The 13100-nt window shown below is 62.6% G+C and carries 10 protein-coding genes; 3 read left to right on the forward strand and 7 right to left on the reverse strand.

The window, feature by feature from the left end; all coding sequences use genetic code 11:
- Positions 1 to 2 precede the first annotated feature (2 nt).
- From tssL to tagH, 4 genes are read right to left on the reverse strand one after another with little or no spacing between them, the layout of a single operon-like run.
- On the reverse strand, positions 3 to 1292 hold the full coding sequence (tssL, locus tag B3C1_RS06150; RefSeq protein WP_008483619.1) for a type VI secretion system protein TssL, long form: 1290 nt from the start codon (positions 1290 to 1292) through the stop codon (positions 3 to 5).
- Between the two features lie 24 nt (positions 1293 to 1316).
- Positions 1317 to 2639, reverse strand: coding sequence for a type VI secretion system baseplate subunit TssK (gene tssK / locus B3C1_RS06155; RefSeq protein ID WP_008483620.1), 1323 nt, complete (start codon positions 2637 to 2639; stop codon positions 1317 to 1319).
- An 11-nt stretch (positions 2640 to 2650) separates the two neighbouring features.
- A complete protein-coding gene (gene tssJ, locus B3C1_RS06160) occupies positions 2651 to 3115 on the reverse strand; it encodes a type VI secretion system lipoprotein TssJ (RefSeq protein WP_008483621.1) in 465 nt (154 codons plus the stop codon).
- A gap of 4 nt (positions 3116 to 3119) precedes the next feature.
- Positions 3120 to 4298: a type VI secretion system-associated FHA domain protein TagH gene (tagH, locus tag B3C1_RS06165; protein ID WP_008483622.1), complete on the reverse strand. Its 1179-nt coding sequence runs from the start codon at positions 4296 to 4298 to the stop codon at positions 3120 to 3122.
- A 226-nt stretch (positions 4299 to 4524) separates the two neighbouring features.
- Here tagH and B3C1_RS06170 point away from each other — a divergent pair, with 226 nt between their 5' ends.
- Positions 4525 to 6468 (forward strand): serine/threonine-protein kinase, encoded by a 1944-nt coding sequence (locus B3C1_RS06170; protein WP_008483623.1) that lies wholly within the window; start codon positions 4525 to 4527, stop codon positions 6466 to 6468.
- 30 nt (positions 6469 to 6498) lie between these two features.
- Here B3C1_RS06170 and B3C1_RS06175 read toward each other — a convergent pair whose 3' ends face one another.
- Positions 6499 to 7818 carry an SO_0444 family Cu/Zn efflux transporter gene (locus B3C1_RS06175; protein ID WP_008483626.1) on the reverse strand — a complete coding sequence of 440 codons (1320 nt, stop codon included), beginning with the start codon at positions 7816 to 7818 and terminating at the stop codon, positions 6499 to 6501.
- A gap of 162 nt (positions 7819 to 7980) precedes the next feature.
- Between B3C1_RS06175 and purH the strand changes: the two genes are divergently transcribed.
- Together purH and purD are read left to right on the forward strand one after the other, a co-directional pair.
- Positions 7981 to 9543, forward strand: a complete 1563-nt coding sequence (purH, locus tag B3C1_RS06180) for a bifunctional phosphoribosylaminoimidazolecarboxamide formyltransferase/IMP cyclohydrolase (protein ID WP_008483628.1) — start codon at positions 7981 to 7983, stop codon at positions 9541 to 9543.
- A gap of 9 nt (positions 9544 to 9552) precedes the next feature.
- A complete protein-coding gene (gene purD, locus B3C1_RS06185) occupies positions 9553 to 10833 on the forward strand; it encodes a phosphoribosylamine--glycine ligase (protein WP_008483629.1) in 1281 nt (426 codons plus the stop codon).
- 40 nt (positions 10834 to 10873) lie between these two features.
- Here the strand turns inward: purD and eutC are convergent, their stop codons facing one another.
- A complete protein-coding gene (gene eutC / locus B3C1_RS06190; protein WP_008483630.1) occupies positions 10874 to 11617 on the reverse strand; it encodes an ethanolamine ammonia-lyase subunit EutC in 744 nt (247 codons plus the stop codon).
- The gene (locus B3C1_RS06195; protein WP_008483631.1) at positions 11610 to 13004 is read right to left on the reverse strand and encodes an ethanolamine ammonia-lyase subunit EutB; all 1395 of its coding nucleotides are present in this window, start codon (positions 13002 to 13004) and stop codon (positions 11610 to 11612) included. Before B3C1_RS06195 ends, eutC begins: the two co-directional genes overlap by 8 nt.
- Positions 13005 to 13100: the final 96 nt, after the last annotated feature.

The following is a 13100-nucleotide window of genomic DNA, read 5'->3' on the forward strand; positions in this document are numbered from 1 at the left end:
CCTCAGGGGATCAAATCGATTTCTACCCGGCGGTTGCGGGCGCGGTTGTCGGCGCTGTCGTTGGGGAACAGGGGTTCGGCCTCGCCCCGGCCTTCAGGCCAGAGCCGCCCACCCAGCTTGCCGCCCGCCGCCAGCACATTGGCCACGGCATTGGCTCGGGCCAAAGACAGGTGCCAGTTAGACGGGTACTTGGTGGTGAAAATAGGTTGGTCGTCGGTATGGCCGGTAATGAGAATGCGGCCGTTGGTGGACTCCAGGGCCCGGGCAATCTTGCTCAGCACCGGTGACATGTCTTCGCGCACTGTGGCCGAGCCGGACGCAAACAGCGCCTCGTTGCCGATACGCAGGCGGATACGGTCACTGAGGTAGACCATCTCCAGCAGACCCTTGTCGATTTCGGTCTGCAGGATCTGGCGCAAGTAACGGGCGTCGGCCGAATCGCTGAGATCCCCCTCCCCTTCCACCGGCGGCGGTGCCACCGCCACCCGGGCCAGATCCAAAAACACCGGCTGGGCCCTTTGGTTGAGGTTGTAGGCCAGGGTCATGTAGCCCAGCAGCAACACCACACCACAAAGGGCAAAGACCACCCACAGGGGAAAGCGCTGGGTCAGTTCGTCGCCAGGCACCAGCTTTTGCTGCCAGTCTCGCTCGAAGGGCGTGGCATAGCGGCCCTTGTCGGCGCAGACCTGCTGATAGATACGGTCTTTGAGGCCATCCAAGGCTTCCTGCCCCAGGTTCTCGACCCGGTATTTGCCTTTGAAGCCCAGGCTCAGGCAAAGGAACTGCAGGGTCAGCAGCGCCACGTCGTTGGTACGCTGAGCCTTTTCCACCAGTTCAAAAAAGTGCACCCCGGCCAGGGTCTCGGAGTGGAACTCCGACAACAAGGAGCTGGCCGCCCATTGGCCGGAGCCGCCCCAGGGACTATTGAGTACCAGTTCGTCCAGCAGGGCGCACAGGCAGTAAGACGCCATATTGATGCTGTCCTGGGGGATCTGGTGGCCTTGCAGGGCGCGCTGGTAATCCCGTACCAGGTCCATGCACTGGCGCTTGAGGGTACTGATGTCGTCGACGGCACTGGCCTGGCCCAGACGATCGGCCAGGGACAGCAACTTGGAGGCCTCGTCACTCAACACATCCAGATGGGTGCCGGGCAGCCGGAAGCGGCCACGCTGGAAGTCGTCGTTGACTACCGCAAATGCTGTCTTGTCGTCATTGCCCGCCGGCGGCGTGGCCGGGCGGGGCTGTGCCTGCCTGGCCCCGGGGCGGGGTTTGATGATAGTGCTGTCTTTCATACTCACGTCCCTGTGGGTGTTGGTTTACTGCCTGATGGCCCAAAGCTCCAAGGCCAGGCTGGGGAAGTTACCCGACACATGCAGCGCCAGGCCCCCGCTCTGCTTGAGCTGTGCCCAGCGTTCGGACTGGCTGTCGAGCAGGAAGTAATGGTAACCGGCGTGATAGGGGATCTGCCGTGGTGCCACCGGCAGGGCGCTGACGCCGATACCGGGCAGGTGGTTGTTGACCAGATCCCGGATGTGCTCCACCGGCCCCAGCTTGATCTGGGTGGGCAGGCGGCGGCGGATATCTTCGGTGGTGAGATCGGCCTTGACCGCCAGTACCAGCTGAGCGCTGCTGAGCATGGACTTGTCGGTAAGCGGCGCCACCTTGATGCCGAACTGGGCTTCTTCCAGTTTCAGCGCCACGGCAGTCTGCTCCAGCACGGTGGACAGAGACTGGCTCAGCACCGCCATCAGGTCGCCGAAGGTCTCGGTGAGGCGGTCATGCTGGTAGCCAGGCAGGGCAGGCGGGCGCTTCTCGGCACGGGTAAAGGTGGCCATTTCCCCAGCCAGGGTCACCAGCAGGCTGTAGAGGCGCTCAGGATGGACCTGGGGGCTGTCCTTGAGGTGCTCAAGGTTGGGTTGCCAGCGGTTTAGGGCTTGCAACATCAGCACGTCCAACATGGTGGTGGCCTGCTCGGCCCCACGCTGCATCCGCACCGCCAGGGCCTGGGCCCGCTGCTTGACCATGGCCAGCACTTCCCTGAGCAGGGAGGCAAGCGGGGTGATGGTGTTGATATCCAGGCAAGGAGCCATGTAGCTGCGGTCCAGCTTCACTTCCTTTTCGTTGATCACTTCGACGATGCGCGCCACCGGCAAGGTGGCAAAGCCGGCCATATCTTCCCGCTCCAGCTTGAGACTGGGATTGAGGTAGGCAAGACTCAGGGCTTCTTCGTCGCCGTCGTCCAAGGACTCGTCCAGCACGTTGGTATCGCGCATCACGAAGCGGCCGATATGGTGGGAGTCGGAAGCGACGATATTGGCACCGGCCAGTTTTTCCAGGGGAATGGCCAGGTAGACCAGCTCGTCACGGGCATCGGCCGGCACCTCCAGCAGCAGATCGTCCTGCTGGTCGAACTCGAAAGGCAGGCCGTCCGGGAACAGGCCAGCCCCCTTGACCACGCTGACCTGCCCCAAGGGCAGGGCTTGTTCGTCCAGGCTCAGCAGGTTAAAGCCGTAGCCAAAGGGGTGCAGCCTGCTATGACGCAGCCTGGCGGCGTGGTAGTGAAATCTGTCCTGCTGCTGAAAATGCTGAGGCCGGAGCAGCATACCCTCCGACCAGGCGACTTTTGCCAAACGTTCCATGTTGCCTCTCGTTAGCCTTTTGAACTGACGGCCAAAGCGTCCAGCTTCAGGTCGATGTCTTTATAGCCGGTGGGGTCGGCGTCCAGCACCAGCCGCCACTGGGCGTTTTCGATGTCCCGGTAGGCCACCACCACGCCGATATAGCGGGTCTGGCCGTGCAGGCGCAGCTTGATCTCACGCTTTTCACCGGGCTGGAGTTCATAGTCCTCCACCTTGACCAGTTCCTGGCCCAGGGTGCCGGCGGCGTCGCCGTAGAGGTTGAAGAAGTCGCTGGCATCAAAGGCGCTGCGGCCGTTGAGCTCGAATACCTTCACCACCACCGGTGAAGGCCGGCCTGTGTAGTCGGGATTAAGGTTGCTGACCGCCGTGATGTCGAGGTCGGTGCTGGGCTCGTAAACGGCATTGGCCACCACGCACCCGGACAAGGCCAGGATCAGGGCAGAGACAAAAATGGGACGCAGCCACTTGGCGTACATCGGATTACTCCTGTTTCAACGTGCGAATCGCGTTTTCGTAGGCATCCACGAACAGGTCTGAACGCATCATGCGCTCGGCATCACCGAATTCGTGCTTGAGGTGGTCTTGCTGGCGCTGCCAACGCTCGAAGGCGCGGGCCTTGCCGATGACCGGCATCCGGTCCAGGGCACTGTCTTCCACCACCGCTTCGGTTTCCAAGAGCGACACCACCACTTTCTCCACGGCCACCAGTAGGGCCTGCTCGTGGTGGCGGATATCGGCAAAGGCTTCTTCAACCGCTTCCTGGGGACCCAGGAAGGAGTTGTGGCGGCGGATAATCAGGGATTCCAGGGCATCCTGAGCGGTGGCCGAGAATTTCAGCGGGTTGTTTTCCTGGCGGCGGAAGGTGGTCTGCTGAACCCGCAGTTTCTGCTTCTGCTCGGCCCGCATGTGCAGCAGATCCAACAGCCTTTCCAGCATGATCCGGGTCAGGTTGCCCAGTTCCTTCATCAGCGCCGCATCCGGCGCCTTGTCGGCAAACTGCTTGGTCATGCCGAGGCCTTCGAGCAGGGCGCTGACCAGTTCAGGCTTGGCGGCCGGTTGAGGCGCTTCTTCCTTGGCCTCGGCGCTCCCCCAGTTCCACTCGGTGGGGATACCACTGCTGGAACGGGGCATATCTACGTGGCTGTCGGTGCCGCCGGGCTCTCCCAGGGACGAAGCCAGGCTACCGAAACCCAAAGCCGGCTCGGGGGCAGAGGCAGGCTCAGCCACGGCTTCAGGCACCGGTGCCACCGCTTTGGTCGCAGGAGGAATGATCTCGGGGGTAGAAATTGAATTAGCAGAAGATGAAGAAGCGATTTCTTTATTACCAACTTCTTCTTTTTCTATCACCTTCACGGCAATCTCATAGTCGCCAATACGAAGGGTGTCGCCATGATTTAACTTGGATTCATTTTCACGCCCCAAGGGTTGGGCCGCATTATTAAGAAAAACCCCATTGGTAGAGATATCCCTGAGCCAATAGGCATTTTCTTTTTTAATTATTTCCGCGTGCTTAGACGAGATGACCCTATCGGGATCAGGCAGTTGCCATTGGCACTCATTGGAGCGGCCAAGGTACTGATTCCCATTGGAAAAACGGATTACAGACTGAATGGAGGGAGACAGCCTGTGGTAGCTTGTAATTTCAAGCTCCAGTTCCATGGCACTTTACCTTTCCTTGAGATTAAACTTGCCTAATTGCCTTTATCCGAGAAAGACAACGGCCAAAGATTACGGAGTCACTAATGGACTGTCAACGCGATCCATTTCATGTTTCTCTTATCTTTATCGAAAATACAAATGCCGTTATAGTAAAGTTCAGATTGAAAGTTCAGGACGCGAACTCGCTGTCTAAACCGCTAACGATTGAAACAAAGGATGTTTCTGCATGGAAGCCAGTGCCCAGACCCATACCACTGTGTCCGGCCAGTTGGAGAGCCTGGATCAGGCCCCTACCACCAGTTGGACAGACAGAACCCTCAAGCAACGCTATCGCATCGAATCCCTGATCGGCTCGGGGGGTATGAGCGACGTCTACAAGGCCACAGATCTGCATCTGGAAGAGGCCGGTGCCCGTGACGCCCAGGTAGCGGTAAAGATACTGCGCGCCGAGCTGACCAAAGACAGCTCAGCCCTGAGCCTGCTGGCCAGGGAAGCGGCCAAATCCAAGCGCCTGTCCCACCCCAATATCATCCGGGTTTACGATCTGGACCATGACGGCGACACCTGGTTTATGGTGATGGAGCTGCTGGAAGGGGAACCGCTGTCCAAGGTTATCCAGCGGGCCAAGCCTCAAGGGCTCAAATGGAAAGGCGCCGCCGCCGTGCTGGACCAGATCTTCTCGGCCCTGGCCTATTCCCACACCCAGGGCATAGTCCATGCCGATCTCAAACCGTCCAACATCTTTGTGACCAGTCAGGGCAGCATCAAACTGCTCGATTACGGGGTGGCCCAGGCCCTCAAACCCCATCAGCACGAAGACTTCCTGAGCGAGCAGCAGAGCGACGAAACCACCGTCTACGGTTACACCCCGGCCTATGCGTCCACGTCCCTTATCGCCGGCAAAGAACCCACCGTCTGCGACGACCTCTACGCCCTGGCCTGTGTCGCCTTCGAGCTGCTCAGCTCCCGCCATCCTTTCGATCGCAAGAAGCTGACCGAGCAGGAACGGCGCCAGTACAAGCTGGTCAAGCCAGCCCATATGCCGGGCCGCCTCTGGCAGCCGGTACGTAAGCTGCTCAAGGAAGAAAGACCCCAGCCCACCCTGCGCCGCCTGCAACAGGTGATCAAGCCGGTGCGCCCGGGCAGTATCCTCTACCCTGTGGCCCTGGCCGCCTCCGTGATCGTTGCCTTTACGCTCTGGAGCCAAGGCAAGGACCAGGTGGCCCAGCTGCAGGCCCAGCTTGACGGCCTGACCGGCCACCAACGCAATGTGGAAGCCATCAGCGCCATGCCGGTGGAAGAGCTGCTGGCCCAGAGCGCCACCCTGGCACCCCAGGAAAGGGCCGGGATCCTCAGGGTCAACCGGGATCGCATCCTCGATCATTACGAGGAGCGCATCGATAGCGCCCTCAAGGAAGCCGACCGGCCGGATCTACCCAACTTCCCCGCTGCCGCCAAGGTATTGCAGGAACTGCTGAACATCTTCCCCAACGACGATGCGGTGCGTGGTCTGGATCTGCGCCTGGATCAACGCCGCCAGTCTTTGCTGAGCGCCTTAGGCGAGGAATATAAGGCACGACTGGATCAGGCTGCCTACAACGACGATGCCGCCATCCGCGAGCTCGATGCCCTCAAGGCCGATCTGCTGTTCCTTGACCCGCATCCTGTCACCCCCTCCGAACAGGCCCAACAGAAACTGGCCGAGAACCTGGAAGCGGCCATGGCCGCCGAAGACGCTCCGGCCATCAGCCGCCTGACCGACGTGGCTGGCCGTTTCTTCCCGTCCTCGGACATTCTGGCCGGCCCCTTGGCCAAGGCTGGCAGGCTCGAGGACGCCATCGCCTCTTTAGCCACCTACCAGGCCCAGGTGGACCAAGGCGCCACGCCCCAGTATCCGGTGGACGCGGCCGAAGCCTTCTATCAGGATAAGCTCAGGGACTGGCAGGACCGCATCACCCAAGCCGACAGCCCCCAGGCCCTGGACAAGATCTACGACGAGCTCAACGGCTTTGGTCAGTCCCTGCCGGTACCCCTGCCCTCGGTCAAGGCCCTGCGCAAGCAGATCGCCAACGCCTACCTGGTGCAGGCCAACAAACTGCTGGCCCAGCGCCGGGTGGTCGCCGCCCAACCGCTGATGGAAAGGGCCAACCAGTTGATGTCGGAAAACTAAGACGTAAAAGGCGGCCACTGGCCGCCTTTTTTAATGGACGTGAGCCCGGGTGCCGGGCCACCAGCGCCGATAGAAGCTGGCCAGCATCAAGGCCGCCAACACCAGGGCCGACCCTAGGCTCAGCCAGGTAGGCAGCAGGTCATGATCCCCACCTTGGCCGCTGACCCCGGCCGGCCAGAGTCCGGCCAGGTAGTTGGTAAGGTAACCAAAGGCGATGGCGGGCAGGGTGACCCCCGCCAGGTAGGCCAGCAGCGCCCTGTTGCCCAGCTCCTGGCGTACCAATCCTATGGCGGCGGCGTTGGTAGCAGGGCCCGCCAGCAAAAACACCAGCACGGCGCCGGGAGACACGCCCCCCAACAGCAGCCCCGCCGCTATGGGGGTGCTGGCGGTGGCGCAGATATACATGGGAATGCCCACCAGGATCATCACCACCATGGCGCTCAAGCCGCCCCCCCATTGGCTGAGAAAGGACGTCGGCACATAGGTCACCACCAGGGCCGCAAACACCAGGCCTATCAGCAGCCATTTGGCCGAGTCATCCACCAGGTCGCGGGTGGCAAAGCGCCAACCCTGGCGCCACTTGCTGCTGTTGCTGGCAACAGGTGCGCAGCAGCTGTCTACCTTGGCTTGGTCCGCCTCCCCGGCGCAGCAACCGCTTTGGCTGGAGGCTTTGGCTAGCGGCGCGCAGCAACTGGCAGGTTCTGCCTGCTTGGCCTCGCTTTCGCAGCAGCCGCTTTGGGTAGACGCCGCAACGGCTGAACTATCACCGCTGACGGCGGTAAAGGTCACTGCCGTTTCGCCGCAGCAGCCACTCTTGGCTGGGGCTTGCGTTTCACCGCCGCTGGCGTTCGTATCTTCGCCGCAGCAAGCGCTTTTGATAGGGGCGTCAACCTTGGGGCCACAGCAACTTGCCGGCCCAGACGCCGCTGGCGCTGTTACCGGGCGGGCAAGGTCTTGCTGGCGCCCGGCCAAGAGCCCGGCGGTAAGGGCCGAGGCCACGGCAGCGATGGGCCGCACTATGGCAAGCAGCGGCCCCAGCAGGCCATAGGACACCGCCACCGAGTCCACCCCGGTTTCCGGGGTGGACACCAAGAAAGAGACGGTGGCGCCCTTGGAAGCCCCAGCCCGGCGCAACCCCATGGCCGCCGGCAGCACCCCGCAGGAACAAAGGGGCAAGGGCGCGCCGAAGAGGGCGGCCTTGGTCACCGGCTTGATGCCTTCGCCACCCAGGTGCTTGCCCAGCCAGTCGGCCGGCAACCAGACCTTGATCAAGGCCGCCGTCAGGTACCCCAACAGCAGCCAGGGGGCCGCGTCCATAAAGAGATCGAAGAAATGACTGATAAGGCTCATGCCCATACTCCGCCGTGGATCTGATCACAGGCTAACCCTAGAGCCCGCTCCAGGGTCAAGTACCGGAGGAAATTCCGGTGCCGGCTCCCCCATCGGAAACGTTTTCGTGTAGAATACCGCCCGCTTTTTCCTATTACTTCCGCCAGCCATAGAGATCAACTGATGCAAGACGCCCGCCCCATCCGTCGCGCCCTTATCAGCGTATCTGACAAAACCGGTATCACCGACTTCGCCAAGGCCCTCACCGATCGCGGTGTGGAGCTGCTGTCCACCGGCGGCACCTACCGTCTGCTCAAAGACAACGGCATTCCGGTGACCGAAGTGTCCGACTACACCGGCTTCCCGGAAATGATGGACGGCCGGGTGAAAACCCTGCATCCCAAGGTTCATGGCGGCATCCTCGGCCGGCGTGGCACCGACGACGGCATCATGGGCGAGCATGGCATCAACCCCATCGATCTGGTGGTCGTCAACCTCTACCCCTTCGCCGCCACCGTCGCCAAACCCGACTGCAAATTTGAAGACGCCGTCGAGAACATCGACATCGGCGGCCCCACCATGGTGCGCTCCGCCGCCAAAAACCACAAAGACGTGGCCATAGTGGTTAACACCGGCGACTACGGCCGCGTTATCGCCGAGATGGACCAAAACGGCGCCAGCCTCTGTTTTGAGACCCGCTTCGATCTGGCTATCCGTGCCTTTGAGCACACTGCCGCCTACGACGGCATGATCGCCAATCATTTCGGCGCCATGTTTAGCGAAAGCAAGTTCCCCCGCACCTTCAATAGCCAGTTTGTGAAGAAGCAGGATCTGCGTTACGGCGAAAACAGCCACCAGCAGTCCGCCTTCTACGTGGAAGCCGAGCCCAAGGAAGCCTCCATTGCCACGGCCGTGCAGCTGCAAGGCAAGGAACTGTCTTACAACAACATCGCCGACACCGATGCGGCGCTGGAGTGCGTCAAGGAATTCGTGGAGCCGGCCTGCGTTATCGTCAAGCACGCCAACCCCTGTGGTGTGGCAGTGGGCGCCAGCATCCTCGAAGCTTACGACCGTGCCTTCAAGACCGACCCCACCAGCGCCTTTGGCGGCATCATCGCCTTTAACCAGGAGCTGGACGGCGACACCGCCAAGGCCATCATCGAGCGCCAGTTCGTGGAAGTGATCATCGCCCCCAGCGTGTCCCAAGGGGCCCGCGAAGTGTGCGCGGCCAAGGCCAATGTGCGCCTGCTGGAATGCGGTGAGTGGGCCGAGCGCCCGGCGGCCCTCGATTACAAGCGCGTTAACGGCGGCCTGCTGGTCCAAGACAAGGACCAGGGCATGGTGGCCCAGGGTGACCTGAAAGTGGTGACCCAGCGCGCCCCCAGCGCGGAAGAAATGAAAGATCTGCTGTTCGCCTGGAAGGTGGCCAAGTTCGTTAAATCCAACGCCATCGTCTACGTCAAAAACGAGATGACCATAGGCGTGGGCGCCGGCCAGATGAGCCGCGTCTATTCCGCCAAAATTGCCGGTATCAAGGCCGAAGATGAAGGCCTGGAAGTGCCCGGTTCGGTGATGGCCTCCGACGCCTTCTTCCCGTTCCGCGACGGCATCGACGCTGCCGCCAAGGCCGGCATCACCGCCGTTATCCAGCCGGGCGGCTCCATCCGTGACGATGAAGTCATCAAGGCGGCCGACGAAGCCGGTATCGCCATGGTGTTCACCAATATGCGCCACTTCCGCCACTAAGGAGTCAGCATGAAGGTTCTGGTTATCGGCGGCGGCGGCCGCGAACATGCCCTGGCCTGGAAAGCGGCCCAAAGCCCCCAGGTTGAGCTGGTTTACGTTGCCCCAGGCAACGCCGGCACCGCCCTTGAGCCCAAGCTTAAAAACGTCGCTGTGGCCGGCAACGCCGCCCTGGTGCAGTTTGCCAAGGACAACGACGTGGCCCTGACCATAGTGGGCCCGGAAGCGCCCCTGGTGGAAGGGGTCGTCGATGCCTTCCGTGCCGAGGGCCTGGCCATTTTCGGCCCCACCGCCAAAGCGGCCCAGCTGGAAGGCTCCAAGGCCTTCTCTAAGGACTTCCTGGCCCGCCACGCCATTCCTACCGCCCAGTACCGCACCTTTACCGAGGTGGCCCCGGCCCTGGCTTACCTTGAAGAGCGCGGCGCCCCCATAGTGGTCAAGGCCGACGGCCTGGCTGCCGGCAAGGGCGTGATCGTCGCCATGACCCTGGCCGAGGCCAAGGATGCGGTGAACGACATGCTGTCTGGCAACGCCTTTGGCGACGCCGGCGCCCGGGTGGTGATTGAAGACTTCCTGGACGGCGAAGAGGCCAGCTTTATCGTCATGGTGGACGGCAACAACGTCACCCCCATGGCCACCAGCCAGGATCACAAGCGGGTCGGCGACGGTGACACTGGCCCCAACACCGGCGGCATGGGCGCCTACAGCCCGGCCCCCGTGGTCACCCCGGCGGTGTACCAGCGGGTTATGGACGAGGTGATCTACCCCACGGTCGAAGGCATGAAGGCGGACGGCGTCCCCTACACCGGCTTCCTCTACGCCGGGCTGATGATCGACCAGAGCGGCGCCCCCAAGGTCATCGAGTTCAACTGCCGTTTCGGTGACCCCGAAACCCAGCCGATCATGATGCGCCTGAAATCCGACCTGGTAGCCCTGTGCCTGGCCGCCACCAGAGGCGAGCTGGACCAGTATCCCCAAGCCCAGTGGGAAGAGCGCCCCGCCGTTGGCGTGGTGATGGCTGCTGCCAACTACCCCGGCACCCCGCAAAAAGGCGACGCCATCAGCGGCTTTGACGCCGTGCCCCAAGGAGTCAAGGTGTTCCATGCCGGTACCAAGGAAGACAACGGCCAGGTGCTCACCAGCGGCGGCCGCGTGCTCTGTGTCACCGCCCTTGGCGACACCGTCTCCCAGGCCCAGGCCGCCGCCTACCAGGGGGTTAAGGCCATCCACTGGGACGGCGCCTTCTACCGCAGCGATATCGCCTACCGCGCCATCGCCCGCGAAGAACAATAAGGCCCTCTCGCAACAAAAAGCCGCCCCCAGGGCGGCTTTTTTATGGCAGCAAGAAGTTGCCGGGCCCGGCCAGGGCCATGGGGCTTTCGTCCTTTAACTCGACACCGCTTAGCCCCCGCCGCCAGGCCTCTTGGAGCAGGTACAGCTGGCGCCGGGCCGCCTCCGGGTAGCTGAGCCCGGCCGGGCGCACATTGGAGATGCAGTTGCGCCGCTCGTCGGTGCAGCCAACCCTGGGGCCATAGGTAAAGTAGAGACCCAGGCTGTCGGTGGCGCTTAGGCCGGGGCGCTCGCCAATCAATACCAGCACCATGCGCGCCCCCAGCAGCGTTGCCACTTCGTCCCCTATGGCCACCCGCCCCTGCTTGACCAGGCACAGGGGCGCCAATGACCAATCCCGCAGCTGCGGCAGCAGGGCTTGCAGAAAGGGGCCGGCGTTTTCCTCGACGGCCAGGGCCGACAGGCCGTCGGCGATCACCAGGGCCAAATCAAAATCCCCCTGCTGCTGGCGCAAGGCCTCGGCCGAGGCCTCATCCAGGCGCCGCCCCCAGTCGGGCCTTTGCAGGTACTGGGCCCTGTCCTTGGCCTGGCTGGCCAGTAGCAGTGGCGCCGTGGGCAGCTGGGCCTTGAGCTTTTCAAGATCCAGGGCCCGGTGCACGGCGTCCCTGGCCCGGGCGTGGTCCAGTTGAAAGCGCAAGTGCTCCTGGGTGGGCAGGCTGACCCCGGCCTTGCCCTGGGCGATGCGGGCAGCGGTAAAGTGGCGCAGCTGGCGCCAAGGGTCACTCATGGTGGGCCTCCAGGCGCTTTAGGGCAGGGGCAAAGGACGGCGGCAAGCTGCTGGCCAGGCGCATGTCCTTGTCGAGGATCGCCATGGCCTGTAGCCAGGCTTCAAACTCCGGGGCCGGGCGCAGCCCCAGCAGGCGGCGCAGGTAAAGGGCGTCATGAAAAGAGGTGCTCTGGTAACCGAGCATGATGTCGTCCGAGCCCGGCACCCCCATGATGTAGTTGCAACCGGCGGCCCCCAGCAGGGTCAGCAGGTTGTCCATGTCGTTCTGGTCCGCTTCGCAGTGGTTGGTGTAGCAGACATCTACCCCCATGGGCAGCCCCAATAACTTGCCGCAAAAATGATCCTCGAGCCCGGCGCGGGTGATCTGCTTGCCGTCAAAGAGGTACTCGGGGCCGATAAAGCCCACCACGCTGTTCACCAGCAGCGGGTCAAAGGCCCGGGCCACGGCATAGGCGCGGGCCTCCAGGGTCTGCTGGTCCACCCCATGGTGGCCATTGGCGGACAGGGCGCTGCCCTGCCCTGTCTCGAAATACATGACGTTCTGGCCCAGGGTGCCGCGCTTAAGGCTAAGGGCTGCGCTCTGGGCCTCGGCCAGCAGGTCCAGGGTTACCCCAAAGCTCTGGTTGGCTTCCTGGGTGCCGGCAATGGACTGGAACACCAGGTCCAGGGGCGCGCCCAGGTCCATGGCTCTGAGGCTGGTGGTGACATGGGTCAGCACGCAGCCTTGGGTGGGGATCTGGTATTGCTGGATAACCCCGTCCAGCAGTTCCAGCAGCCCACATACCTGTTGCAGATTGTCGGTGGCGGGGTTGATGCCGATCACCGCGTCGCCGCTGGCATAGAGCAGGCCGTCGAGGATACTGGCGGCAATGCCGGTGGCGTCATCTGTGGGGTGGTTGGGCTGTAGGCGGGTGGCCAGGCGCCCCGGCAGGCCCAGGCGATTGCGAAAGGCGGTTTCAACCCGGCATTTTTTGGCCACCAGGATCAGGTCCTGGTTACGCATCACCTTGCTGACCGCCGCAGCCATCTCCGGGGTGATGCCGGGGGCGACGGCCGCCAAACGCTGGCTATCTGCTTCGTCGCTTAGCAGCCAGTTGCGAAAATCCCCTACCGTCAGGTGGCTGATGGCGGCAAAGGCGCCGGCGTCATGGCTGTCGATGATCAGGCGGCTGACATCGTCCTCGTCATAGGGCACCACCAAATCTTGCAAAAACGCCTTTAAAGGCACCTCGCTCAGCGCCAGTTGCGCCAGGGCCCGCTCTTCATCAGAGGCGCCGGCTACCCCCGCCAGCTGGTCCCCTGAGCGCAGTGGCGTGGCCTTGGCCAGCAGGGTTTTCAAGTCGGGGAACTGCAGCTGCCTGTGCCCCAGCCGGTAACGGTATGCCATAGTCCTGCCCTGTCACTGACCAAGCTTTAACCATCCAGCCCCCAGGGGCCGCCGTCAAGGCCGGCAATAAAAAAGGCCGCCCATTGGCGGCCTCTT

The organism is Gallaecimonas xiamenensis 3-C-1 (assembly GCF_000299915.1).
Lineage (GTDB): Bacteria > Pseudomonadota > Gammaproteobacteria > Enterobacterales > Gallaecimonadaceae > Gallaecimonas > Gallaecimonas xiamenensis.

Bases quoted from the DNA above. Each gene is read 5' to 3' on its own strand.
- tssL (WP_008483619.1), bottom strand. From the start codon at position 1,292: ATGAAAGACAGCACTATCATCAAACCCCGCCCCGGGGCCAGGCAGGCA.
- tssK (WP_008483620.1), bottom strand. From the start codon at position 2,639: ATGGAACGTTTGGCAAAAGTCGCCTGGTCGGAGGGTATGCTGCTCCGG.
- tssJ (WP_008483621.1), bottom strand. From the start codon at position 3,115: ATGTACGCCAAGTGGCTGCGTCCCATTTTTGTCTCTGCCCTGATCCTG.
- tagH (WP_008483622.1), bottom strand. From the start codon at position 4,298: ATGGAACTGGAGCTTGAAATTACAAGCTACCACAGGCTGTCTCCCTCC.
- B3C1_RS06170 (WP_008483623.1), top strand. From the start codon at position 4,525: ATGGAAGCCAGTGCCCAGACCCATACCACTGTGTCCGGCCAGTTGGAG.
- B3C1_RS06175 (WP_008483626.1), bottom strand. From the start codon at position 7,818: ATGAGCCTTATCAGTCATTTCTTCGATCTCTTTATGGACGCGGCCCCC.
- purH (WP_008483628.1), top strand. From the start codon at position 7,981: ATGCAAGACGCCCGCCCCATCCGTCGCGCCCTTATCAGCGTATCTGAC.
- purD (WP_008483629.1), top strand. From the start codon at position 9,553: ATGAAGGTTCTGGTTATCGGCGGCGGCGGCCGCGAACATGCCCTGGCC.
- eutC (WP_008483630.1), bottom strand. From the start codon at position 11,617: ATGAGTGACCCTTGGCGCCAGCTGCGCCACTTTACCGCTGCCCGCATC.
- B3C1_RS06195 (WP_008483631.1), bottom strand. From the start codon at position 13,004: ATGGCATACCGTTACCGGCTGGGGCACAGGCAGCTGCAGTTCCCCGAC.